The organism is Pseudomonas siliginis, assembly GCF_019145195.1.
Lineage (GTDB): Bacteria > Pseudomonadota > Gammaproteobacteria > Pseudomonadales > Pseudomonadaceae > Aquipseudomonas > Aquipseudomonas siliginis.
Window position 1 is genome coordinate 317,653 of the sequence record NZ_JAHSTW010000001.1, and the last position, 25,746, is coordinate 343,398.

General features: G+C 62.8%; 17 protein-coding genes. 12 read left to right on the forward strand and 5 right to left on the reverse strand.

Going from position 1 to position 25,746, the window contains the following annotated elements; genetic code table 11:
• The 3 genes from KVG87_RS01405 to KVG87_RS01415 all read right to left on the reverse strand — a co-directional run bounded on the left by KVG87_RS01405 (position 1) and on the right by KVG87_RS01415 (position 3,833).
• Positions 1–1,503: a sensor domain-containing diguanylate cyclase gene (locus KVG87_RS01405; RefSeq protein ID WP_217848805.1), complete on the reverse strand. Its 1,503-nt coding sequence runs from the start codon at positions 1,501–1,503 to the stop codon at positions 1–3.
• Positions 1,504–1,633: 130 nt separating this feature from the next.
• A complete protein-coding gene (locus tag KVG87_RS01410; RefSeq protein ID WP_016774792.1) occupies positions 1,634–2,539 on the reverse strand; it encodes a LysR family transcriptional regulator in 906 nt (301 codons plus the stop codon).
• Positions 2,540–2,633: 94 nt separating this feature from the next.
• Positions 2,634–3,833, reverse strand: coding sequence for an MFS transporter (locus KVG87_RS01415; RefSeq protein ID WP_122505585.1), 1,200 nt, complete (start codon positions 3,831–3,833; stop codon positions 2,634–2,636).
• A 296-nt stretch (positions 3,834–4,129) separates the two neighbouring features.
• Here KVG87_RS01415 and KVG87_RS01420 point away from each other — a divergent pair, with 296 nt between their 5' ends.
• From KVG87_RS01420 to KVG87_RS01440, 5 genes are all read left to right on the forward strand, one after another.
• Positions 4,130–5,398, forward strand: coding sequence for a c-type cytochrome (locus KVG87_RS01420; RefSeq protein WP_367616631.1), 1,269 nt, complete (start codon positions 4,130–4,132; stop codon positions 5,396–5,398).
• Entirely contained in the window at positions 5,395–5,868 is a 474-nt protein-coding gene (locus tag KVG87_RS01425) for a (2Fe-2S)-binding protein (protein WP_217848809.1), read from the forward strand. The genes KVG87_RS01420 and KVG87_RS01425 overlap by 4 nt, the downstream gene beginning before the upstream one ends.
• Positions 5,865–8,099 (forward strand): xanthine dehydrogenase family protein molybdopterin-binding subunit, encoded by a 2,235-nt coding sequence (locus tag KVG87_RS01430; protein WP_217848811.1) that lies wholly within the window; start codon positions 5,865–5,867, stop codon positions 8,097–8,099. The genes KVG87_RS01425 and KVG87_RS01430 overlap by 4 nt, the downstream gene beginning before the upstream one ends.
• A 171-nt stretch (positions 8,100–8,270) precedes the next feature.
• Positions 8,271–9,383, forward strand: a complete 1,113-nt coding sequence (locus KVG87_RS01435) for an alkene reductase (RefSeq protein ID WP_217848813.1) — start codon at positions 8,271–8,273, stop codon at positions 9,381–9,383.
• 88 nt (positions 9,384–9,471) lie between these two features.
• Positions 9,472–9,948: a helix-turn-helix domain-containing protein gene (locus KVG87_RS01440; RefSeq protein WP_016774798.1), complete on the forward strand. Its 477-nt coding sequence runs from the start codon at positions 9,472–9,474 to the stop codon at positions 9,946–9,948.
• A gap of 244 nt (positions 9,949–10,192) precedes the next feature.
• Here the strand turns inward: KVG87_RS01440 and KVG87_RS01445 are convergent, their stop codons facing one another.
• The gene (locus tag KVG87_RS01445; RefSeq protein ID WP_437180888.1) at positions 10,193–15,391 is read right to left on the reverse strand and encodes a trifunctional serine/threonine-protein kinase/ATP-binding protein/sensor histidine kinase; all 5,199 of its coding nucleotides are present in this window, start codon (positions 15,389–15,391) and stop codon (positions 10,193–10,195) included.
• Between the two features lie 313 nt (positions 15,392–15,704).
• Between KVG87_RS01445 and KVG87_RS01450 the strand changes: the two genes are divergently transcribed.
• Both KVG87_RS01450 and KVG87_RS01455 read left to right on the forward strand, forming a co-directional pair.
• Positions 15,705–16,694: a response regulator gene (locus KVG87_RS01450; RefSeq protein WP_217848815.1), complete on the forward strand. Its 990-nt coding sequence runs from the start codon at positions 15,705–15,707 to the stop codon at positions 16,692–16,694.
• Complete coding sequence (locus KVG87_RS01455; protein WP_348971218.1) at positions 16,691–17,092, forward strand: response regulator transcription factor; 402 nt, start codon at positions 16,691–16,693, stop codon at positions 17,090–17,092. The genes KVG87_RS01450 and KVG87_RS01455 overlap by 4 nt, the downstream gene beginning before the upstream one ends.
• 5 nt (positions 17,093–17,097) lie before the next feature.
• On the opposite strand, the gene KVG87_RS01460 is transcribed toward KVG87_RS01455, so the two are convergent.
• Positions 17,098–17,700, reverse strand: coding sequence for a TetR/AcrR family transcriptional regulator (locus KVG87_RS01460; RefSeq protein WP_217848817.1), 603 nt, complete (start codon positions 17,698–17,700; stop codon positions 17,098–17,100).
• A 139-nt stretch (positions 17,701–17,839) separates the two neighbouring features.
• Between KVG87_RS01460 and KVG87_RS01465 the strand changes: the two genes are divergently transcribed.
• The 5 genes from KVG87_RS01465 to proP all read left to right on the forward strand — a co-directional run bounded on the left by KVG87_RS01465 (position 17,840) and on the right by proP (position 25,645).
• The gene (locus KVG87_RS01465; protein ID WP_217848819.1) at positions 17,840–18,628 is read left to right on the forward strand and encodes an SDR family NAD(P)-dependent oxidoreductase; all 789 of its coding nucleotides are present in this window, start codon (positions 17,840–17,842) and stop codon (positions 18,626–18,628) included.
• 55 nt (positions 18,629–18,683) lie between these two features.
• Positions 18,684–19,694 carry an NADP-dependent oxidoreductase gene (locus KVG87_RS01470; RefSeq protein ID WP_217848821.1) on the forward strand — a complete coding sequence of 337 codons (1,011 nt, stop codon included), beginning with the start codon at positions 18,684–18,686 and terminating at the stop codon, positions 19,692–19,694.
• A gap of 261 nt (positions 19,695–19,955) precedes the next feature.
• A complete protein-coding gene (locus tag KVG87_RS01475) occupies positions 19,956–22,361 on the forward strand; it encodes a glucose/quinate/shikimate family membrane-bound PQQ-dependent dehydrogenase (RefSeq protein WP_217848823.1) in 2,406 nt (801 codons plus the stop codon).
• Positions 22,362–22,458: 97 nt separating this feature from the next.
• Entirely contained in the window at positions 22,459–23,757 is a 1,299-nt protein-coding gene (locus KVG87_RS01480) for a carbohydrate porin (RefSeq protein ID WP_217848825.1), read from the forward strand.
• 382 nt (positions 23,758–24,139) lie between these two features.
• Positions 24,140–25,645, forward strand: a complete 1,506-nt coding sequence (gene proP / locus KVG87_RS01485; RefSeq protein WP_041480305.1) for a glycine betaine/L-proline transporter ProP — start codon at positions 24,140–24,142, stop codon at positions 25,643–25,645.
• Positions 25,646–25,746 lie beyond the last annotated feature (101 nt).

Genomic DNA, 25,746 nt, shown 5'->3' on the forward strand with positions numbered 1-25,746 from the left:
TCAGGCCTGCCCGGCTATCCCGTTGCGCCCCGCCGCTTTGGCGCGGTACAGCGCCTGATCGGCGGTATGGATCAACGCCGGCAGCGAATCCAGTTGAGCGCCCGTTCCCACCGCCATGCCAATACTCACCGTAATCCGAGCAAACGGACTGCCCGGGTGGGCGATGTTCGCCTGCTGCAAACGTTCGAGCATCAACTGCGCCACCACCGTCGCACCGGCGCTGTCGGTGGCCGGCATGATCACCGCCATTTCCTCGCCACCGTAGCGCGCGACCAGATCCGAGGGGCGTCGCACGCAGCCTTCAAGAATCTTGCTGACCGCTTGCAGGCAGGCATCGCCGGCGACGTGGCCCAAGGCATCGTTGAACAATTTGAAGTGGTCGATATCGATCATCAGCAAGGCCAGCGAAGTCCCGTCACGCTGCGCGCGCCGCGCTTCCACCGTCAGGGTTTCATCGAAACAGCGGCGGTTGGCCAGGCCGGTCAGCGCATCCTTCAGCGCCAGTAATTCCAGCTGCCGATTGGACGCGAGCAATTGCTGTTGGGCATCGCGCAACGCCTCTTCAGCCTCAGTGCGGCGGCGGATATCGAGAATCAGGAACCAGCCGATCAATCCGGTCAGCCCCAGCAGCCCGATCACTACCACCCCCGACAACGCCGCTTCGATGCGCCACGCCGCTAGCGCTTCATCCTTGCCCAGGGCCACGGTGGTGATCAGCGGCAGCGTTTCGCTTTTGCGGAACGCGTACAGCCGCTCGACACCGTCGAGGCTGGAGGTGTAGGAGGCAGTGCCGACCGAGCGGTCAACGAGGTATTTGGCGTAGATCGGCGATTTGGAGAAGTTGCGGCCCATGTCCTGCTCGCGGAACGGGTAGCGCACCAGCAGCGTGCCATCGGTGTACGACAGACCGATCGCGCCGTCCTGGCCAACGTCGAGCTTGCCGAACACGCGCAGAAAGTTTTCCACCCCCAGCGTCACTGCTACAACGCCAGCGAACTGGCCACCGGCGTCATTGAAGCGCCGACTGATGGTCACCACCCATTCGTGATTGGCACGGCTCTGGATCGGCGGGCCAATGAACGGCTCGCGGCTCCGGTTTTCACGGTGGTGAATGAAATAGGCGCGGTCGCTGCTGTTGGCGCCCTCCGGAATCGGTCGGTTGGAGGACATCAGCCAATGCCCGTTCCGGTCATAGATGATGATGCCGCTGAGCTGTGGCATCAGCGGCTGCTGGCGGTCGATCAGGCTCTGGATGCGCTGAATCTGCGCCGGGCCGTTGCCCTCGGTTTCCAGACGTTCGACCAGCCCGAGCAAGAGCAGCGAGCTTTGCCGGACGATGCCTTCGGTGTAGGTGTTGAGCGCCTGGGTCAGGTTCAAGCCATGCACATCGACTTCCGCCAGCGCACGCTCGCGCGAAGACCAGACTTTCCAGATCGTCAGCGAAGTCAGGGAACAGCCGATCACCAGCAGCAGGAGCATTACAAGGCGAGTATCACGCTTCACGTCAGTACCTTAAGGAAGTCCGGTATCCATTCCAGCCATCATTCGAACGTCGGCACTCACGGCGGCCACGTGTTCCGGGGCGCAAGCATACAAGCAGTGTGCAGCGGCTGCAGCAACAGAGTGTGCAGCACTAAGCGGCGGGTTTGAGGATTTCCACGAGAAAATCGATGAACACGTTGATCCGGCTCGATCCACGGTGGTTGGGCAGGTACAGCGCGTTGATGCAACTGCTGGCGCTGCCGGGATTGACCTCGTAGTGCTCAAGCAAGCGCGTCAGGCGTCCGGCGGCGACGTCGTCGCGCACCAGCCAGTCGGCCAGCAGCGCCACCCCGCCACCGCCAATCGCCGCTTCGCGCAGGATGTCGGCATTATTGCTTTGCAGGCGGCCCTGGACGTTGAGCTGAATCGGCTCTTCGTCGCCCTGAAAGGTCCAGTGATGATGGCTGCCGCCGTAGTCGAAGCGCAGGCATTGGTGCTCAAGCAGATCCCGCGGATGTTCGAGCACGCCGCTGCGCGCCAGATAATCCGGGCTGGCGACAATCCAACGTTGAAAGTGGCCGACGCGTTTGCTGACGATGTCCTCGCTGACCACCGTCGAGCCGAGCCGCACTGAAACGTCGATCTGCTCGCTGAGCAAATCGCTGACCTGATCGCTCAGCGACAGGCTGATCTCCAGCCCGGGATGGCGTTCAAGCAAGCGGCTCAGGTGCGGCGCGATCAGCCGGCGGCCAAACTCCACCGGCACGCTGATGCGCAAGCGACCCTGGGCATCACTGCCACGATCGGCGACCACCGCATCGGCTTCGTCGATGGCATCGAGAATCGCCACGGCTTTCTCGAAATAGGTTTGACCGGCGACGGTCACGCTGGTATTGCGCGTGGTGCGATTGAGCAGGCTGGCGCCCAACTCGTTCTCCAGCCCCGCCACTTGCCGTGTCACCGAAGACGTCGAAATCCCAAGCTTGCGCGCCGCCGAGGAATAGCCCCCGCAGCGCACGGTTTCAACAAACATCTTCAAGGCCAGCAACTTGTCCATAAGCGGGATCCGGTGGTGAGGGAACGCCGCTGATTGTGCATCAGCGCTCGCCACACGTCTTGTATCGTCGTGCTTGCCGGGCCTCATCGCGACCTCAGACATCAGCCTTGCGACTCAGGAACAATGCCAGCGCTAACGCCGGCAACACCGCCACGGCGACGGCCGAGAGGTTCCAGCCGAAGTGTTCGTACAGCGGGCTGGCGACCAGTGAGCCGAGGGCGCCGCCAACGAAAATGCTGGTCATGTACACCGCATTCAGGCGGGCGCGGCTGTGCGGGTCGAGGGCGTAGACCTCACGCTGGCCGAGGACCATGTTCAGCTGCACGGCAAAGTCCAGCAGCACCGCACACACCACCAGCCACACGTAACCACTGCCCGGCAGCGCGGCGATCAACAGTGACAGCGGCGCCAGCAGTAACGCCACCAAGGTACCGCGACGACCGTGCCCGGCATCGGCCAGACGCCCGGCAATCGGCGCGGCAATTGCACCCACCGCACCGACCAGGGCGAAAATCGCGACTTGCGCCTGGCTGAAGCCGTGATGACGCATCAGCTCAATTGGCGCCAGGGTCCAGAACAGGCTGAAACTGGCGAACAGCAAACCCTGATACAGCGAACGCTGGCGCAACACAGGAAAGCGCCGGGCCAAGGCAAACACCGAACCGATCAACGCGACATAGGTGGCTTTGTGCGTCGGCACCCGGCGCGGCAATGCCACAGCGGTGATCAACGCGATCACCGCCATCAGTGCCGCCGCGCTGTAAAACACCCCGCGCCAGCCGAACACTTCGACCAACAGGCTCGACAGCGGCCGCGACAGCAGAATCCCCAGGAGCAGGCCGCTCATGATATTGCCGACGACGCGCCCCCGGCTGGCTTCCGGCGCCAAATGCGCAGCCAACGGCACGAGAATCTGCACCGCTACCGAGGTCAGGCCGATCAGCAAAGAGAGCAGCAGAAACAGCGACGGCGAATGGGTCAGGCCAGCGCACAGCAACGTCACGCTGGCGGCGAGGGTGAAACCGACTACCAGACGGCGGTTTTCCATGAGGTCAGCCAGCGGCACCAGCAGCAACAAACCCAGCGCGTAACCGAACTGCGTCAGCGACACGATCAGGCTGGCATTGGCGCTGGACAGGCCGATCTGCGGCGCGATCAGTTCGACGATGGGTTGTGCGTAATACAGGTTGGCGACGACCGCGCCGCAGCAGAAGGCCAGAAACGCGACCATCAGGCCGGAGAGTGAAGCAGGCTGTTCGGCCGGGGCCGCAACGGCAGGGTTGCCCGTAAGCATGGTGACACCTCGTTGAGTTCGGGAAAGTTGTGCCAAGGCTACGGTCAGCCGGCGGGGGCGAGAATCCGTGCCACTGGCAACGCACTGATGCGTGGCGCGCAACGTTGCTTGTGGCGCAACGCGCTGTTGCGCGGGCCGGTGATTCTCCGCTGCAAGGGTCTTCTCTACGCTTTGGCCCTGGCGCTGACGTCCGCATCGGCGCCCTTCCCGGCTGCTACAAGGAGCGTTTCCATGACCCGCACTGCACTCGTCCTGCCACTGTCCGCCGCGTTTTTCTGCCGACCATGAACAGCCATTTGCTCAAATCCAGAACCCTGTGGATCAGCGTCGGCGTGCTCGCGGTGCTCGGCCTGATCGCCGCCGTCGCGCTGATGTGGCGCCCGGCGATCGCGCCAATCAAACGCCCCATGTCATTCGATACTGCGCAATTGCAACGCGGTGCACGGGTGGTCGAGGCCGGCGACTGCGCGGTGTGTCACACCCGCCCCGGCGGCGAATACCTGGCTGGCGGGCTGCCGCTGGTGACGCCGTTCGGCACGCTATACAGCACCAACATCACCCCGGATGCGCAGACCGGCATCGGCGAGTGGTCATTGCCGGCCTTCGAGCGGGCGATGCGCGAAGGCATTGCCCGCGACGGCCACTTTCTCTACCCGGCCTTTCCTTACGTGCACTACCGGCGCATGAGCTCCGAAGACATCGCCGACGCCTATGCCTACTTGATGAGCGGCCCCGCCGTACACGCCCCGGCGCGGCAGAACCAGATGAATTTCCCGATGAACATCCGCCCGCTGGTGTCGTTCTGGAACCTGCTGTTTCTGCATGGCGAGCCACTGACGCCGCTGGCCGAACACAGCGCGGCATGGAATCGCGGACGCTATCTGGTCGACGGCCCGGGCCACTGCGCCGGCTGCCATTCGCCGCTGAACCTGATTGGCGCGGAGAAATCCTCGCAATACCTTCAGGGCGGCAGCGTCGATGGCTGGGAAGCGCCGGCACTGGTCGGCCTCGGTCAACGCGCCAATCCATGGAATCGCGAGCAATTGGTCGGCTACCTGCGCGCTGACGTGGTCGATGGTCACGGCACACCCGCCGGCCCGATGCGCCCGGTCAGCCTGAGTCTGGCGCGCTTGCCGGCCAGTGAAGCCGAAGCGATTGCCGACTACCTGCTGAGCCTGAAAAGCCCGCACGCGGTGACCGAAATCACCGCGCAAAAGCCGCCAAGCAGTCCAGCGGATCACAGCAGCGGCGCCCTGCTCTTCAGCAGCGCCTGCGCCGGATGTCACGCACCCGCCGCGCCGATGCGCGAAATCGACGGCCGCCCAGGCCTGCAAAGCACTTCGGCGCTGCAAGCGGCCAGCCCGCGCAACTTTCTCAAGACCGTACTCGAAGGCGTGCCCGCCATTCCCGGCGCGCCCGGCCCGGTGATGCCGCCGTTCGCCGCCAGCCTCGACAACGCCCAGCTCGGCGCACTTGCGGCGTACTTGCGCGAGCAAGCCAGACCCGATCAGCAATGGACCGACCTTTCTTCCACTATTGAAGCGTTACGTCAGGAGACGAAATGAGCCAGATCACTCTCAACGTCAATGGAGCCGCCCAACCGTTGGAGCTGGAGCCGGACATGCCGCTGCTGTACGCGCTGCGCAATCACTTGAACCTCAACGGCGCCAAGTACGGCTGCGGCCTGGGCCAGTGCGGCGCGTGCACGGTGATCGTCGACGACCAGCCGGTGTTCGCCTGCCTGACGCCTTGCGCCGGCCTTGAAGGGAAAAAAATCCGCACCGTGGAAAGCCTCGGCAGCGCAGAGAAACCCGGCCCGTTGCAGGCGGCATTTATCGACAAGCAGGCCGCGCAATGCGGTTACTGCATCGCCGGCATGCTGATGCGCGCGCAAACGTTACTCGAACGTGACCCGCACCCGGACGAACAAACCATCCGCGAACACATGGCCGGCAATCTGTGCCGTTGCGGCACCCATTTGCGCATCATCGAGGCGATCAAGCAGGTGGCCGGGCACAACGGGAGCCGGACATGAGCGAAGCAAACGGCTTGAACCCCAGCCGCCGGGCCTTCCTGCGTGGCGGCGCGCTGCTGATGGCCTTCACCCTGATGCCGGTAGCGCGGCGTGTCTTGGCCGACACCGAAGTCGACACCCTCGGCACCGTGGTCCTGGCCCCCGATCTGCCCGGCAGCCTGCGCACCAACCCTTACCTCGACGCGTGGATCCGCATCGGCGCCGACGGCATCACCGTGTACACCGGCAAAGTCGAACTGGGCACTGGAGTGAAAACCGCGTTGGTGCAAATCGCCGCCGAGCGTTTGCAGGTGCCGGCCAGCGCCGTCAATTTGCTCACCGCCGACACCGCGCTGACGCCCAACGAAGGCTACACCGCCGGCAGCCACAGCATTTTCGACAGCGGCACCGCGCTGTACAACGCTGCCGCCCAGGTGCGGGAAATGCTCGTCGATGCCGCCGCGCGCAGCTGGCAAATCGACGCTGCGCAACTGAGCACTCGCGACGGCATCATCGAAGGGCCGACCGGCCAGCGCATGGCTTATGCCGACGCGGTCAAGCATGTCGATGTGCACCAATACGCCAAGGCGCAATCACCGACGATGGCGGCGGCCGATTTCAAACTGATCGGCCACAACCTGCCGCGCCTGGACATTCCGGCCAAGGTCAGCGGCGGCGCGGCGTTCGTCCAGGACATGCGCCTGCCGGGCATGCTGCATGCGCGGGTGATTCGCCCGCCGCGTCCCGGCTGCACGCTTCAGGCGTTCGATGCCGCATCCATCGAGGCGTTGAACGGCGTGGTCAAAGTGATTCGCGACGGCAACTATCTGGCCGTGGTCGCCGGTGATGAGTGGCAAGCGATCAAGGCCATGCGCGCCGGCATGGAAAGTGCCAAGTGGAGCGGCGGCGAGGCGATTCCCGAAGCCGCCGGGATTCACGATTTGCTCAAGCAGCTGCCGTCTAAGCGCTATCCGATCAGTAATAACGGCAATGCCGGCGGCGCGACCGAGACTCGATTCAAAGCGCGGGTGACCAAGCAGTATCTGATGCATGGTTCGATCGGCCCGTCCTGTGCGGTGGCCTGGTTTAACGATGGCGTGCTCACGGTGTGGACCCACACCCAGGGTGTCTATCCATTGCGCGCTGGTATCGCCGAGATGCTGGGTCTGCCGCCGGAACGTGTGCGCTGCATTCATACCGAAGGCTCGGGTTGCTACGGCCACAACGGCGCCGATGATGCCGCCGCCGATGCTGCGCTGATCGCGATGCGCCTGCCGGGCACGCCGGTGCGCGTGCAATGGATGCGCGAGCAGGAAAATCTCTGGGAGCCGTACAGTTCGGCGATGGTCACCGAAGTCGATGCCGGCCTCAGTCAGGGCCGTTTGCAGGACTGGAACTACGAGCTGTGGACCACGCCGCACAACGAACGCATCGTCAATGCCGGGCGTTTGCTGCCGGCACGTCTATTGGCCAGACCCTTCGCCTCGGCGCCGTCGGTGCCAATCGCTCAGCCCGAAGGTGACGGTGATCGCAACGCGGTGCCGCTGTATGAACTGGGCGCGACGCGGATCAACATGAATTTCGTCACCACCATGCCGTTCCGCACTTCGGCCATGCGCTCGCTCGGTGCGCACATCAACATCTTTGCGATCGAGGCGGGTATTGATGAGTTGGCGATCAAGGGAGGGCTCGATCCGGTAGCGTTGCGCCTGGCGCATCTGCGCGATCCGCGTGCCCGCGCCGTGATCGAGCGCGTGCGTGATGAAATCGGCTGGCCACACAAGAGCAACGAGCCCGGCGCGGGGATCGGTTTCGCCTTCGCCCGCTACAAAAACATCATGGGTTACTGCGCCCTCGCGGTGAAACTGCGGGTGCATCCGCAGACCGGCGAAATTCGCGTCGATCATGTGGTCACGGCGGTCGACGTCGGCCAGATCGTCAGCCCCGATGGCCTGCGCAATCAGGTCGAGGGCGGCATTGTCCAGTCGGCCAGCTGGACGCTCTACGAACAAGTCGCCTACGACGCGGGCGGCATTCGCAGCTACGACTGGAGCGGTTATCCGATTCTGCGTTTCACCCAATTGCCAAAAAAAGTCGACGTGCATTTGCTCGATCAACCGGGCGAACCCTTCCTCGGTGCTGCCGAAATCGTCCAAGGGCCGATGGCTGCTGCCCTCGGCAACGCGGTCAGCAATGCCACCGGCCGGCGCTGGCTGAATCTGCCGCTGACTCGCTCGCCCCAACCCGCCTGAACCACGCCCGCGTTCATCAGCGATGAGCGCGGGTGCCGTTGCGTTGCGCGCAAAACTGCGTAGCGCCGGCCACGGATTATCAGCCCCGCCGCCCCCGGTTAAGTTACCTGCACGGCGCGCGGCACCTGGCTGCCGCGCTTGAACCCTACTCATCGACATCCGGAGCTACCCATGACCCGTCGCCTGTTCCAACCGATCGCCCTTGGCCCTTACACCCTTGCCCATCGCGTGGCGATGGCGCCCTTGACTCGCTCGCGCGCTGGCCAGCCGGGCGACGTGCCGACTGCAATGAACGCCGAGTACTACCGCCAACGCGCCAGTGCTGCGCTGATCATCACCGAGGCCACGCAGATCTCCCAACAGGGCCAGGGCTATGCGTGGACGCCGGGGATCTACACCGATGCGCAAGTGCAGGCCTGGCGCGAAGTCAGCACCGCGGTGCACGCGGCCAACGGTCTGATCTTCATGCAGCTGTGGCACGTCGGCCGGGTTTCCCACCCGAGTTTCCAGCCTGACGCCGGTTTGCCGGTGGCGCCGAGCGCCCTGCCTGTGCCGGGCAAGACTTTTATCATCGATGAACAAGGCAATGGCGTGTGGGGTGATGTGCCAGTGCCGCGCGCCCTCGAAACGGCGGAGATCGCCGACATCGTCGACGACTATCGCCGCGCCGCGCGCAACGCGTTGAACGCTGGAATGGACGGCGTGGAGATCCATGCTGGCAACGGTTATCTGCTCGACCAGTTTCTCAACAGCAACAGCAACCAGCGTGATGACGCCTATGGCGGCAGCGTGGAAAACCGCGCGCGTTTTTTGCTCGAAGTGGTCGCCGCCGTTGCTGATGAAGTCGGCGCCGAGCGCGTCGGCGTGCGCCTGACGCCGATGGGGCGCTTCATGGGCATGGGCGATGACACGCCTGAAGCGACCTTCGGTTATCTGGTCGAAGCGCTCAACCAGTGGAATCTGGCCTACCTGCACCTGGTCGAGCCGGCCATGGTCGGCACGGTCAAGGACGAAAACTTCGACCCGCGCTGGGACGCGATCATTGCCCAACTGCGCCAGACCTGGAACGGCGTGCTGATCCTCGCGGGCGGTTACGACGCCGAGTCCGCTGAACAGGCGTTGAAAGCCAATCGCGCCGACATCATTGCCTTTGGCCGGCCATTCCTGGCCAACCCGGATCTGCCGCGTCGGCTGCACGATGGGCTTGAGCTGAACACGCCGGATCCGAGCAGTTTCTTCGGCGGCGATCAGCGTGGTTACGTCGATTATCCGTTTCACGCCTGAGGCTTGGGCTTCATAACTTTTAAGGTTTGTTTAAGGACTTTAAATAAAGCCTGCGGCCAGACTTTGCCCATCGATCAGGAGAGCCGCCATGAACCCGCAATCGGTGAAGTCAGACCCTTCCTGCCACTTGGCTCGCCCACTGGGCGCACTGTCCGGCTGGCAGGAACGCCGCGCCAAGGCCTACATGCTGCACGATCTGAGCCGCAGCCTGCGCGTCAGCGAGATTGCCGAACATTGCAATCTGTCACGCAGCCACTTTTCCCGGGCGTTCAAGATCGTCACCGGCTGCTCGCCTCAGGAATGGATGCTGAAGATGAAGATCGACAAGGCCAAAGGGCTTTTGCTGACCTCGATGGCGATTACCGAGATTGTTTATGAATGCGGATTTTCCGATCACTCGCACTTCACCCGTACGTTCGGGCGCATGGTGGGCATGCCGCCGAAGGTCTGGCGCCAACTGATGTGCGGAGCGCGGGTGGCGCTGGTGGATGCGGATGTCTGGCGGCTCAGCGATGGGTTGCTGAATTCGACGATGGGCCAGCGCTTGACGGAACTGCGGCCCTGAGTCGGATTTCAAAGGGTTTTGTTCACTCCTCCCTTTTGGCCGCGATTTTTCGCGGCTTTTTTTTGCGGTAGAGCGCTGTTGGTCGGCGTTGGTACGGCGGTGAACTCCCCCCTCACCCCAGCCCTCTCCCTAGGTAGAGGGCGCCGATTTGTGGGCTTTCCAAAACCGGAGTTCGGCTAGATATCCCAGGTCGGCATAGCTCGACCAAACACCTCGGTCAGTCCCCTCTCCCTCCGGGAGAGGGTTAGGGTGAGGGGCTTTTGATCCTGGCGTCCGGCGCAAGCGGCAGCCTGAAGCAGATCCGCGCGCCCTCTTCGCTGTCTTCCACGCGCAACGTCCCGCCATGGGCGCCTATTACCGTTCGGCAAATCGCCAGGCCCATGCCCATGCCGCTGCCCTTGGTGGTGAAGAACGCATCGAAAATTTCTTCACGCTGATGCTCGGCGATCCCCGGCCCGTTGTCTTGAAAAGCCACGCAGACCTGCCCATCGGACAGCGTCGACTCAATCACCAGGCGCCCGTCAGTCACGCCCTGCCCAGCCATTGCTTCCAGCGCGTTGACGATCAGGTTGTAGATCACCTGCTGGATCTGCACCCGATCCCCCAGTACCGGGTCAGCAGCGTTGAGTTGCGTGTGCAAGCTCACCCCGCGATTGTGCACATCGCTGGCCGTCAGCTGCACGACCTCACCGATCAACGCGTCAATCGACACCGGCAATCGTTGCAACGGCGCCTGCCGGGCCAGGGCGCGCAAAGCCTGGACGATCTCGGTGGCACGGGCGCTGTCGGAGCGGATGTCTTCCAGTCCCTGAATAGCCTCGCCGAGATCAGGCGTGTCGCGCTTGAGCCAGCGCAGACTGGCCGAGGCGTTCGATGAAATGCCCAGCAGCGGCTGGCTGATTTCGTGGGCGATCGAGGCCGACAGTTCGCCCATCATTTTCAGGTGCGAGTTGCGCGCCAGTTCCGCCCGCGAGCTGCGCAAATCGGCTTCCATCTGCGCGCGCAAGCGGTTGTCTTCGACCAGCTGCGCGTAGAGCCGTGCGGTCTGCAGCGACACCGCTGCCTGCGAGGCGAGAATTTCCAGCATGGTCAGGCGTTCGGCGCTGAACAGTTTCGGTACCAGGCTGTTTTCCAGATACACCAGACCGATCAGCGCGCCTTGCTTGAGCAACGGCAGGCACATCAGCGAGCGCGTCTGCCGCTCGCGCAAGTCGGCGCTGTAGGCTTGCGGGCAGTCGGCGCGGGCATCGTCGAGCACCAGCGGCGTGCGCGTGCGCATGGTCGAATTGAGCACTGAAACCGGCGCGATCTGCTCCAGCGAGCGATCGTTGTCCTGACTGACCCGCACGTTGCCCGCCTCGATATGCGCGGCAGCGGCCAATTGCAACTCACCCTCGGCGACCAACAGCAGCGCGCCGCGGTCGGCACCGGCCTGAATCATCAAGTGATTCATCAAGGTCTCCACCAGCCGATCGAGCAACACCTCTTGCGAGACTGCGCGTGCCGCTTCAATGCCGACTTCCAGGTCAAGGCGCCCCCGCGTCACCGGCGTTCCCGCTTCCAGGGAATGCTCGTGGGCGAGAAACGGATACTGCGCTTCGAGCTGGCGCGCCTTGGCTTCAGCGCCCCACAGCACATAGCAGTCGCGCGCAACACGCAGGTGATGATGCGTGCCGGAGACCAGGCCGTTGGCCAGGCAGACCTCGGCCAGTTGTTCATGTGCCAGTGCTTGCTCATGGATAAACCCGGCAGCGGCCGCCGCGATTTGCGCTTGGTCGAAGCAGCGAATGGCGGCCAGCCCTTCGCCGCGCACGCGGGCCATCGCGCCTTCGATCAGCAGCAGTTTGTTGCTGAAGGTCGAAGGATTGAGCTCGACCCATGGCAGAAAACGCTGCCGTTGCTGCTCCAGTTTCTGCAGTTTTTCGGCAACAGAGCCCGGCGCCTCGGGACTGGCCAGTGCCAAGCTGTAGAACAGGTAGTAATGCGCCAGATCAATGTGCGCCGGCAGCGACCAGGTCAACGCCTCGGCGTCTTCGAAACGGCGCAACGCGTAACGCACTTCACCGAAATAGAACGCCGACATGCCCGAATACAACCACATCCACAACAGCGTCGGCTGTGAAACGCGGTCGCGATGCAGCGGGCCGAAGCGGTCATGTTCCAGAGCCTCCAGCATTGCGATCGAACGAGGCTCAGGCCCATTGCGCAAATCGCTGGCAAACGCCTGTTGCGCCAGCAGAATGCGCTCGATGTCGATGTAGTGAAACTGCCGCACCCAACTCAGGCCGACGTCCAGCTCGTTCAACACGTTTGGCAGCGGCTCGCCCATGAACAGCAGATCGGAGCCGATGTGGTTGCAGGCGTAACACGACATGCCCAGATCGCCGCCGGCCTGACCGCACTCAAACGCGGCGAAAGCCTTCTGCCGCGCGTAAGCCATCGGCCGGGTCCACGCGCTGACCTGATCCAGCGCCACCAGCGTGCCGGTGCGCCCCGCCTCATAGCCGTGCAGATCAGTCAGTTCCAGCGCCAGTTCGGCGAAAGCAACACCGTCCAGATATTCGCCATAACGGTCGGCGATCATCACGCCGTACCAGGCGAAACCGTAGCCGCTGCTCGGCGAGGTGCCATGGAGCAAAGTCAGTTCGACCATCTTCGCCAAGTGCAGAAAAGCAATGTCGTCCTGCACGAAGAACGAGGCGATCAGCGTGCTCAGCAGCTCCATGGCCACTTCGATTCGCGGCTCGTTGGCTTTGGGCAACGCCGTCAACTCAGCGATCAATCGCGCACCGACCAATTGCCGAACCCGCTCAAACGCCTCGCCGAGTTGCGCCCTCGATGGGTGTCGCTGCAGGTCGATGTCGAGCAACGCAAGACCGGCCAGCGCTTCGCCGATCGCGCCGTGGTAATCGGAATGCAAGGTGCGCAGGCTGGCGCGCAGGCGGTAGGTTTTCGCCCGGTCCAGCACGGTGGCAGCGTGTTCCAGACAGTCGTCGAGACGCTGTTGCGCGCCGGGCAGATCCGCCAGCAACATCGCGCAGTCGGCTGCCAGCCAGCGCGCCGCGAAGGCTTGCGGGTAGAGCTGCGTCCAGCCGTTGTCGCCGAGTAACACCTCGGCGCTGCGCAGATAATCCACGGCCTGCTCGACAGCGGCGCTATCGCGGGCGCGCTCGGCAGCTTCGAGCAATAACTGGATGAATTCAGCGCGTCGAGGCGCTTGCAGCGCATTGCCGGCGCTGCGCTGAATCTGACTGGCGATGTCGAAGACCCACGCCTGCCGCTGCTCGCCGCATTGATCGAGCATGGCGGCTGCGATGCGCGCATGCTCAGCCGAACGCCCGGCCGGCGCGGTCAGCGCAGCGGCGGCTTCCAACACTCGATCGTGGGGAAACACCAGTTGGCCAGGCTCGCGCAGGAGAAATCCGGCGCTGACCAGGTAATCCACGTCACGCAGCAATTGCGCCGGATCGTCCCCCAGCAAATCGCCCAACAGCGTTTCGTCACAGCGGCCACCGACGTAACCCGCGGTGCGCAACACTTCACGGGCACTGGCCGGCAGACGCTGCAAGCGTTGCACCATCAATTCGGCCACGTTGTCGGCGTAGCGATAGCCGTTCACTTCGGAGTGATTCCACACCCAGCGCCGCGTCGTCGCGTCGAAACGCAGCAGACGCTCGTCCACTAGAGCACGCGCGACCTGGCTGACGAACAACGGATTGCCGGCGGTTTTGAAGTGCACGACACGGGCCAGCGCCTCAAGGTTGTCGACGTCAGCATCGAGTTCGACCGCCATCAGTTGCGCAACGGCCTGCACCGACAGCGGCCCTAGTCGAAGGTCACTGACTGGCAGCGCGGGTGCTCTGCGCATCTCATCGAGCCAGCCGCCCGGATGCTCCGTCAACTCGCCCTCGCGATACGCCAGAACCAGCAGCAGATGCCGCGTCGGTCGGGGGATAAAGGCTTTGAGAAACGCCTGCGTCGAGTCGTCAGCCCACTGCAAGTCGTCGATAAACAGCAGCAGCGGATGCCCCGGTTGCGCAAAGACTTCGAGCACATCGAGCAGCGCCCGATTGACCCGGTCGAGGGCGTGGCGCGCCGGCATGTTCGGCAGTTCGGCGGTCGCGCCAATCAGCAGTTCGGCTTCCGGCGCCAGGTCCAGCAGCAAGCGGCCACGGCCCTTGAGGGTTTCGCGCAGTTGCTCGGCCAAGGCCTGCAAGGCCAGCGTGGGCTTGGTCAACACTTGGCTGATCAGAGACTGAAAAATCTGCGCCAGCGGCGCGAAGGGCCGGTCATTGTTCAGCAGTTCGATCTTGCCGCTGGCCCAATAACCGGGTGCCTGGCTACGCAGGACTTGCTGGATCAGCGTCGACTTCCCCGCTCCCGGTGCGCCGGCAACCAGCAGCACGCGAGCGATGCCGTCGCTGCGCACGCGCTGGATCTGTTCAAGCAGTTGCTGACGTTCGTTATCACGACCAAACAGCACATCGCCGCGCGTGGCCGTTGCGCGAGCATCGAATGCACCGAGGCGGAACGCTTCGATCTGGCCTTTTTTCTGCCATTGGCGCAGGCACCAGGTCAGATCGGCGGCCAGCGATTCAATGCTTTGATAGCGCGCGTCCGGCTCCTTGGCCAGGCCTTTGAGCAGCACATGGCAAATGCCTTGCGGCAGGTCGGGTTGGTATTGCCCTGGCGACACAGGCTGGACGGCGGCGTGCACATGCAACCATTGCGAGGCGTCGCGAGCGATCAGCGGCGGGCGCCCGGTCAGCGCCTCGTAGATGATTGCCGACAGCGCATAGACGTCGCTGCGCTCCTCGGAATCGACGCCGTCGTGCTGCAGCTGTTCCGGCGCCAGATAAGGCCAGTGTTCCAAGCTCGGCAGTTCAGTCGCCGGCGTTTCCTGCGCGTGGGTGTGGAAGCCCATCAGCCTGACGCTGTCGTCAGCATCGACCAGCAGATGCCAAGGCAATAAAGAACACTGTGGGAGCGAGCCTGCTCGCGAAAGCGGTGGGTCAGTCAAGGGTGATGTCGGCTGGAATGACGCTTTCGCGAGCAGGCTCGCTCCCACAGGGTTTTGCGGTGTTTCCGGATGGCGAGAGTGGACCAGCGCATTGGCAGCGGCGACGGCGATATTCAGCACCCGTCCGAGTGGTAAGCCGGCGGCGTCGATCAGTCCAGCCAGCGGCGCGCCCCATTGCGGGTAGACCAACACCGGCCCGTCCGCCGAGCGAATCAGCGCGAGCGGGTTGAGCGCCCACTGCGAAGGCAACTGCAAATGGAAATCGCGCTCCAGCCGCTGGCACAGCGCCGGACGCTGGATCGGCGCACGCACGGCGAAACAGCTCTGGCCCGAGTGGCTGTCTTGAAGGCTGAACCAGGTCAGTTCATGGTCACGGCGCAGCAGACTGAACCGACAGTTCTCCAGCCATGCTTCATCGAGCATCGGCGCATCGGCCGCGCGGGAAATTGCAGATGAAGATGGCTGGCCGGGCATACGCATTCACCGCTGGAAATGGGATTCAGGCTGGTGGCGAAGTATACCCAGCGTTTTTTTGCCAGAGGGCCAGCCGCTGCGCTGATGTCCGTCTGCAGCCTCAAGATGGCCGTCCAGAGCCTTGCGCGGCTGTTTCTTGCGCTATAGAAGCCCACGTCTTATCCCTCGGGATAATTGCTTTATGCCAGGCCGTCCCCTAGCGTACGAACCTGATAACCCGGCGCCCGCTCCCTGTCCTTCTCACCGCAACGCAGAGGCCCGCATGATCCGACTCGGCCAAGCCACGATTTCTTTGGAACGGCGCGAAGCCTTTCTCGATGGCCGGCCCTTGCGCATGGGCGGGCGGGCGTTCGAAATACTTTCGGTACTGATGCAGGCCGATGGGCGCATCGTCAGCAAGGACGAGCTGATCAATCAGGTGTGGCCGGACATCGTCGTCGAAGAGAACAATCTGCAAGTGCAGATTTCCTCGCTGCGCAAACTGCTCGGGGAAAAAGAAATCATCCAGACGGTTGCCCGTCGAGGTTACCGATTATTGAAAGACCGCGAACCCAAACTGCCCGTGTTCAACGCGCTGGCCTCGGCGCCGATGGTGGCGCAGCCGCCGTTGGTCGATATGCAATCGGTGCCGGTGTTCATCGTTGACGATGAGGCCTGCGTGCGCAGCGCATTGAGCCGCTTGTTGCGCGCCGAAGGCATCGAGCACCGGATTTTCCAGTCCGCCGAAGAACTGCTCGAGGCCGACATCGCCAATGGCCCGGCGTGCCTGTTGCTCGACGTCAGCCTGCCCGAAACCACAGGCCTGCAATTGCAGGCGGCGCTGAACGAGCGCGGCTTGCCGTGGCCGGTGATCTTCATGACCGGCCACGGCACGATTCCGATGTCGGTGCAGGCGATGAAGGCCGGCGCGGTGGAGTTTCTGACCAAGCCATTCAATGACGATGAACTGCTCGGCATTCTGCGCAGCACCCGTCAACACGCCGCGACTGCGTTCAATCAATGGCAACGGGTTCAGCACGTGCGGCAATTGGCGGCGCAGCTGACACCGCGTGAGCGCGAGGTGCTGCCGCTGATTGTCGGCGGTCTGTCGAACAAGCAGATCGCCAACCAATTGGGCACCAGTGAAGTGACCGCCAAGGTTCATCGCAAACACATCATGGCGAAGATGCAGACCCGCTCGCTGGTCAACCTCGTCGAACTCTACGGACTGATCAGCGCTGCGCCTTCGCCTGGCCCATCGAGCCTGTCGTGAGCGCCCCGGCGGGTCGTCCGACGGCGATCGAGAACCCCCGACCGACGATTGTCTGCATCGTCGATGACGACGCGTCGGTGCGCAAAAGCCTGTCGAATCTGCTGCGTTCGGTCGGTTATCGCGCGCAGGTTTATGCCAGTGGCGAAGCGTTTCTCGCCGAAGCCGACTTCGCCGAAATCGCCTGCCTGCTGCTGGATCTGCGCATGCCCGGCCTGTCCGGCATCGACGTGATGCGCCAGCTGTCGCGACAGTTTCCGGTGATCTGCATGTCCGCCCATTGGGACGAGGCGGCGCTGGCTGAGTCCGGGCATTACCAGGCGTTTGAATGCCTGTGCAAACCCTTCGAAGAAGAGGTTTTGCTGGCGGCACTCGACAAGGCCCTGCACCGCCAGCACTGATCGCTTCAGCTGTCCTGCGTGTCTTCTTCCGCAGTTTCGATCGCGGGCAGCGACTCAGTCATCGAAGCGTGACACACCGCCAGAATCTCATCGGCCAGCGCCGAATCATCCGGGCAGGCGCGCGACAGCATGATCGCCCCGACCGCCCGGGCCAGCAGGTCGATCATCCGGGTTCGGCCCTCACCTTGCGGTGCATCCGCTGCGGTCGGGTATTTCTCGCCGAGCGTCTGCAACGTGCGCTCGATACCTTCAGCGAACGCCGCTTTCACGTCCCCGGACTGCCGCGCCGCATCGCCGCACAGCGCTGCCATGGTGCAACCGGTGGAGCGGCCGTCGCGATGGTCTCGCGACACGTACACGTCGATGAAATCCTGCACGCTTATGCTTTCGGCGGCGGCCGTGGACTGCGCCAGGCTGTTGGCCGAGGCTTCGGCCATCAGGTCGGCCTTGGAGCCGAAGTGTTTGTAGAAACCGCCGTGAGTAAAACCGGCGGCCGCCATCAGGTCAGCCACGCCGACCCCGTCATAACCGCGTTCGCGGAACATCACTGATGCCGTTTCGACAATGTGCTCGCGATTGGCCTGAGCCTGAGCCTTGGATACGCGCATGTTGAATACCTCCAGCGCTGAAAATTCATCGGCCGATGATACATAGATGTTGGCCATAATCAAAACCGTTGACAGTTTAGATTTGGATCATCATCATAAAGGCCCGCAATCAGTCTTCAACTGACAAAGAGCCCACACCATGACTACTCGCCCTACTGTTCTGATTACTGGCGCCTCCACCGGCATCGGCGCGGTCTACGCCGCACGTTTCGCCCAACGCGGGCACGATCTGGTGCTGGTCGCCCGTGACCAGTCGCGCCTGGACGCCCTTGCTGCCGGTTTGCGCGCTGAACACAACGTCAATGTCGAAGTGCTGCAAGCCGATCTGACCCGACTCAGCGATCTGCAAACCGTCGAGGCGCGTCTGCGTGACGACGCGCGCATCGGTATCCTCGTCAACAATGCCGGCGCCGCGCAGTCCGGTACCTTCATCGAGCAGAGCACCGACAGCGTGGCGCAACTGGTCGCGCTGAACACCACGGCGCTGGTGCGTCTGGCCAGTGCTATCGCCCCGCGTCTGGCCAAGGCTGGCGACGGCGCGATCATCAACATTGGCTCGGTGGTGGGCCTGGCGCCGGAGTTCGGCATGTCGGTGTATGGCGCGACCAAGGCGTTCGTACTGTTCCTCTCCCAGGGCCTGAGCCTGGAACTGTCGCCACAAGGCGTGTACGTGCAAGCCGTGCTGCCTGCCGCCACCCGCACGGAAATCTGGGACCGCGCCGGTATCGACATCAACACCCTCACCGACATCATGGAAGTCGGCGACATGGTCGACGCCGCGCTGGTCGGCTTCGACCGTCGCGAAGTCGTGACCATCCCGCCGCTGCACGAAGGCGAGCGCTGGGATGCCCTGCAAGCCGCGCGGCAAGGCCTGTTGGGGCAGATCCGCCAGTCGGCGGTGGCGCAACGTTATCTGACTCAGGCCTGACCTCATCCAGACCCGCCGCCATGCCGGCGGGTTTCTACCGACAAGAGCATCCGCAATGAAGGCATTTTTCATCGAGCGCTACGGCAAGCACAACGGCCGGATTGGCAACCTGCCCGAACCGCTGGTTGGCGCTCACGACGTGCTGATCGAAGTGCGCGCGAGTAGCGTTAACCCGCTGGATCTGAAGATTCGCAGCGGCGAATTCAAGATGATCCTGCCCTATCAAATGCCTTTGATATTGGGCAACGATGTCGCCGGTGTGGTGCTCAGCACCGGTGCGGCGGTCAAGCGTTTCAAGCCGGGCGATGAGGTTTATGCGCGGGCGCCTGAAAACAGGATTGGCACGTTTGCCGAACGCATCGCTGTCGACGAACAAGCGGTCGCGTTGAAACCCGCCAATCTCGTTATGACCGAGGCGGCTTGCATGCCGCTGGTGGCGTTGACGGCGTGGCAGGCCCTGGTCGAAGTCGCCAACGTGCAAAAAGGCCAGAAGGTGCTGATTCATGCCGGCTCCGGTGGCGTTGGCACGGTCGCCATTCAACTGGCCAAACACCTCGGCGCTTTTGTTGCAACTACGACCAGCACGGCGAATGTCGCGTGGGTCAAGGCGCTGGGCGCTGATGTGGTGATCGATTACAAGCAGCAGGATTTCGCCACTGAGCTGCGCGACTACGACGTGGTGCTCAACAGCCTCGGCGGCGATGTGCTGGAGAAATCGTTGCAGGTGTTGAAACCGGGCGGGCAACTGATTTCTCTGTCAGGGCCGCCGACTGCGCAGTTCGCTCGGGAGCAGGGTTTGTCGTGGCTGCTGGGGCTGGTCATGCGTCTGCTCAGCAGTGGTATTCGGCGCAAGGCGCGCAAGCGTGGGGTGGGTTATTCGTTTCTGTTCATGCGTGCCGATGGCGTTCAGTTGCAAAAAATCACTGCGTTGATTGAGGCAGGAGTGATCAAACCGGTGGTTGATCGTACTTTTCCGTTCGATCAGATAGCTGACGCCTTGCACTACGTAGAAAAAGGTCGGGCCAAGGGCAAGGTTGCCATCACTGTTGATCAGGCTTCGCAATAAATGCCAGAGGACGATCAACAGTTGCCCCCGGAACCTGAATCCGATCCACCGCTTTTGGAAGAACCTCAGCCGCTGAAACCACCCCTGATCGAATGGCGACCGCTGCTGCTCGAACTTTGAGAAAGCCGTCTCGCCTTGCATTTTGCCCATCCTGCACCACGCTAGATTCACAGAAGTGCACGTTTTCATGGCAAAACTGCGGTTAACTGAATGGTTAGTTACCGCTATAATCCCGCGCTTCATTCAAACGGGACTTTCAATGTGAACCACAGTCAACGCGTCTCAGGCGTTTCAACGTTCATTCTGGTCGGCCTTGGCGTGATCATCGCCCTGCTCGGTCTGGCGCTCGCGGTCGGCGGTGTGAAGCTGGTCAGCCTGGGCGGCTCCTGGTACTTCCTGGTCGGCGGTCTGGCGATGATCGTTTCCGGGGTGCTGATCGCACTGAAGAAAACTGCAGGCGCCTGGCTGTTCGCCGCATTTCTCGTGGCGACTGCGATCTGGGCCGTGGCTGACGCCGGGCTGGTGTTCTGGCCGGTGTTCTCGCGGCTGTTCATGTTCAGCGCCATCGGCATGGTCGTCGCGCTGGTTTACCCGCTGCTGGCGCGCGCCAATGGCCGCGCTGCCGGTCGTGGCGCGTATGCCGTGGCCGCTGTGCTCACCGTGGGTGTAGCGGTTGCCGCCGGTAACATGTTCGTTGCCCACCCTACGGTTGCCGCCACTGGCACTGGCCCGGGCCTGACTCCGGTTGAGCCGGCCAAGGCGCAGAAAGACTGGGCGCACTACGGCAACACCGAAGGTGGCAGCCGCTTCGCCGCGCTCGACCAGATCAACCGCAACAACGTCGACAAATTGAAAGTTGCGTGGACCTACCACACCGGGGACGTCGCCGAGAGCGATGGCAACGGCGCCGAAGACCAGCTCACCCCGCTGCAGGTCGGCAACAAAGTCTTCATCTGCACCCCACACAACAACCTGATCGCCCTCGATGCCGACACCGGTAAAGAGCTGTGGAAGAACGCGATCAACGCGCAATCGAAAGTCTGGCAGCGCTGCCGTGGCATGGCCTATTTCGACGCCACCGCCACCATCGCTCAGCCGAGCAACTCTTCGATCATCGAAGCCAAACCGGCGCCGGCTGCCAACTGCCAGCGTCGTCTGCTGACCAATACCATCGATGCCCGCCTGATCGCGGTCGACGCTGACACTGGCGAGTTCTGCCAGGGTTTCGGCAACAACGGCCAGGTCGATCTGAAGGCCGGTCTGGGTGATGTTCCGGACAGCTACTATCAGTTGTCGTCCGCGCCATTGATGGCTGGCACCACCGTAGTGGTTGGCGGTCGTGTTGCCGACAACGTGCAGAGCGACATGCCCGGCGGTGTGATTCGCGGTTTTGACGTGATCACCGGCGCCATGCGCTGGGCGTTCGACCCGGGCAACCCGCAGGACCGCAACGCACCGGCCGACGGCAGCACCTATGTGCGCAGCACGCCGAACAGCTGGGCACCGATGTCCTATGACGCGGCGACCAACACGGTGTTCCTGCCGATGGGCAGCTCGTCCACCGACATCTATGGTGTCGAGCGCAGCGAACTGGATCACAAGTACGGCGCCTCGATTCTCGCGCTGGACGCCAGCACCGGTGAAGAACGCTGGGTGTTCCAGACCGTGCACAACGATCTGTGGGACTTCGACCTGCCGATGCAGCCGAGCCTGATCGACTTCGACAAGGACGGCCAAAGCGTTCCGGCGCTGGTCATCGGCACCAAGGCCGGGCAGATCTATGTGCTCGACCGCGCCACCGGCAAGCCGCTGACCGAGGTCAAGGAAGTACCGGTGAAAGCCGCGAACATCCCTAACGAGCCGTACTCGCCAACTCAGCCGAAATCCGTGGGCATGCCGCAGATCGGCGCGCAGCACCTGACCGAATCGGACATGTGGGGCGCCACGCCGTACGACCAGTTGCTCTGCCGCATCGACTTCAAGAGCATGCGCTACGACGGCCTGTACACAGCGCCGGGTACCGACAAATCGCTGAGCTTCCCGGGTTCGCTGGGTGGCATGAACTGGGGCAGCATCTCCACTGACCCGGTGCACGGTTTCATCTTCGTCAACGACATGCGCCTGGGTCTGTGGATCCAGATGATCCCGTCGCAGAACAAAGGCCAGGCCGCTGGCGGTGGCGAAGCGCTGAACACCGGCATGGGCGCTGTTCCGCTCAAAGGCACGCCGTACGCGGTGAACAAGAACCGCTTCCTGTCGGTGGCCGGCATTCCGTGCCAGGCGCCGCCGTTCGGCACTTTGACCGCGATCGACATGAAGACCCAGAAAGTCGCGTGGCAAGTTCCGGTCGGCACCGTTGAAGACACCGGTCCCCTGGGCATCCGCATGCACTTGCCGATCAAGATCGGTCTGCCAACCCTCGGCGGCACCCTGTCGACCCAGGGCGGCCTGATCTTCATTGCCGGCACCCAGGACTTCTACCTGCGCGCCTTCAACAGCGGCAACGGCGAAGAAGTCTGGAAAGCCCGTCTGCCGGTCGGCAGCCAGGGCGGCCCGATGACCTACGTTTCGCCGAAGACCGGCAAGCAGTACATCGTTGTCACCGCTGGCGGCGCACGCCAGTCGACTGATCGTGGCGATTACGTGATGGCTTACGCCCTGCCGTAACTCGCTGCCGCACAACCAACCTCCCCCAAGCGCGCGGTGCCCCAAAGCACCGCGTCGCTGTTTTATTGCGTCAAAGATTTCAGCAGGAAGGATTCACATGTCATCGGCTGTTCGCTTTTCTCGTACCAAGCTTTCCACTGGCCTGCTGCTGGGCCTGAGCTGCACCACTGCCCTCCCCGCGCTGGCCGCCAGCGATTCCGGTCTGCTGACCCGCAGCACCTTGACCGGTGACTGGGGCGGCTTGCGTCATCAACTCGATGAAGATGGCGTCAAGTTCACTGGCGATTACAGCGGCGAAACTGCTTACAACGCCGACGGCGGCCTGCACCGCTCGGCGCGCTACTCGCAGAACATCAAGCTCGGCGTGCAGTTTGATCTGAGCAAACTCTACGGCGTCGACAACGCTGGCAAAGTGCAACTGACCATCAACGACCGGCGCGGCAACAGCGCGTCGGAAGATCTGGTCGGCAACCGGCTGCCGATTCAGGAGAACTACGGCGGCCTGTACACGCGCCTGACTGAACTGAGTTATGAGCGCAGCCTGTTCACCCCGGCGCTGAACGTGAAGCTCGGCTACATGGCCATGGGCAACGACCTCGGCGGCCTCGACAGCGGCATTCTGTGCAACTTCATGAACGCCGGTTTCTGCGGTCACCCGCTGAACATGTCCGGCGGCAGCGGCTGGACCAACTACCCCAACGCGCGTCTGGGCGTGCGGGTCAAATACGACCTGTCGCCGTCCTGGCAGCTGCGTGTGGCGGCGTTCAACGTCGACCCCGAGAGCAACGGCAATTCCAGCCGCGCCTGGCATCTGGGGCCGAAGCACACCACCGGCACCGTCGTGCCGATCGAGCTGGTGTACAAGCACGCCGGCGAGCTGCCGGGTGAGTACAAGCTCGGCTATTACTACGACAGCTCCGACGTCAAACGCATCGGCAGCGACGATGAAGTGTCCGGTCGTGGCGGACATTATTTGTTGATCGATCAGGCCGTATGGCGCTCGTCGACCTCCGAGGGCCGCAGCCTGCATGCGTTCGGTCAGTATTCGGCGGCCAGCGAAGCCGCCTCGCCGTTCAGCAAGTGGTACGGCACCGGCGTGGTTTTGTACAAACCGTTCGAAGGCCGCCCGCGTGACACCGTGGCGCTGGGCTATGGCCGCGCCGTGCCGAACCCGCGCAGCCGCGATGTGCAACAGGATGCCGCGCTGGCCAATGGTGCTGCGTTTCCGAACCTCGATAGCGCCGAGCAGTTGATCGAGTTGGGCTACGGCTACCAGGCCACCCCGTGGCTGACCCTGCGCCCGAACCTGCAATACATCATCGAACCGGGCGCGTTCTCCGGGCAGGACATCGATAATGCGCCGGTGGTGGGTTTGCAGGTGAAGGCAGCTCTCTAAGCCCCTGCGAAACACAAAACCACTGTGGGAGCGAGCCTGCTCGCGAAAGCGCCGGGCCAGGCGACTGCGATGTTGAATGTATAGCCGCCTTCGCGAGCAGGCTCGCTCCCACAGGGGATTTGTGTTGGATCAGGGAATTGTGATTCGCCGCGCAATATTGTAGGAGTGAGCCTGCTCTCGATGGCATGCGCTCAGGCAACAACTATCTTGAATGCTCCAACCAAGCCCTTCAGAGCACCGACCACCCGCCCCACCTGTCGAAATTAATTCCAGCCCATCGGTGAATTATTTCGTGTCCGCATGTATCTGAGCCAGAAGAGCCGGCGCCATCATGGAGATGGCATCGCAGCGGTAATCTGGATCAGCGAGCGGGAACAGCGCAATGAAATCACGCAAGAACACCGTCAAACCGATCGGTTTGAAAGACATCACCATTGTCGACGACGCCAAGATGCGCAAGGCGATCACCGCCGCCGCACTGGGCAACGCCATGGAGTGGTTCGACTTTGGCGTCTACGGCTTTGTCGCCTATGTGCTCGGCAAGGTCTTCTTCCCCGGCGCCGATCCCGGCGTGCAAATGATCGCCGCGCTGGCGACCTTCTCCGTACCCTTCCTCATCCGTCCGCTTGGCGGTTTGTTCTTCGGTGCGCTTGGCGACAAATACGGACGACAGAAAGTCCTCGCCGCGACCATCGTCATCATGTCCCTGAGCACTTTTGCCATCGGCCTGATTCCGTCCTATGCCTCGATCGGCATCTGGGCGCCGATCCTGCTGTTGCTGGCGAAAATGGCCCAAGGCTTCTCGGTCGGTGGCGAATACACCGGCGCCTCGATCTTCGTCGCTGAATACGCGCCGGACCGCAAACGCGGCTTCCTCGGCAGCTGGCTGGATTTCGGCTCGATCGCCGGTTTCGTTTTCGGCGCCGGCGTGGTGGTGCTGATTTCAACCATCCTCGGTGAACAGCGCTTCGAAGAATGGGGCTGGCGGATTCCGTTCTTCCTCGCCCTGCCGCTGGGCATGATCGGCCTGTATCTGCGCCACGCCCTGGAAGAAACCCCGGCGTTCCAGCAGCACGTGGAAAAACTCGAACAAGGCGATCGCGAAGGCCTAGCCGGCGGCCCGAAGGTGTCGTTCAAAGAAGTCGCAACCAAACACTGGCGCAGCCTGATGACCTGCATCGGCGTGGTAGCGGCGACCAACGTCACCTATTACATGCTGCTCACCTACATGCCGAGTTACCTGACGCACAACCTGCACTACAGCGAAAACCACGGTGTGCTGATCATCATCGCGATCATGGTCGGCATGCTCTTCGTGCAGCCGCTGATCGGTTTCATCAGCGACAAGATCGGCCGCAAGCCCTTCATCGTCGTCGGCAGCATTGGCCTGTTCATCTTCGCCATTCCGGCGTTCATGCTGATCAACAGCGGCAGCATCGCCCTGATCTTCTCCGGCCTGCTGATCCTTGCGGTGCTGCTCAATTTCTTTATCGGTGTGATGGCCTCGACCCTGCCGGCGATGTTCCCCACGCACATCCGCTACAGCGCGCTGGCCAGTGCCTTCAACGTTTCGGTGCTGATCGCCGGTCTGACCCCGACTGCCGTGGCCTGGCTGGTGGAAAGCACCAACGATCTGTACATGCCCGCCTATTACCTGATGGTCATCGCCGTGGTCGGTCTGGTCACTGGCGTGACCATGAAGGAAACCGCCAACAAGCCCCTGCGCGGCGCGGCCCCGGCGGCTTCCGACCTCGAAGAGGCCAAGGAGTTGTTGCAGGAACACCACGACAACATCGAGCAGAAAATCGAAGACATCGATGCCGAAATCGCCGAGTTGGAGGCCAAGCGCAAAGTGCTGGTCCAGCAGCATCCGCGCATCAATGAATGATCCGCTAGACGCAGAAAAAATCGGCGGGGCCATCACCCCGCCGATTACTCGAAGCGCAGCTTGGTGTTAAATAGGCGCCAGTCCCGACCTTGTCGCTTCAA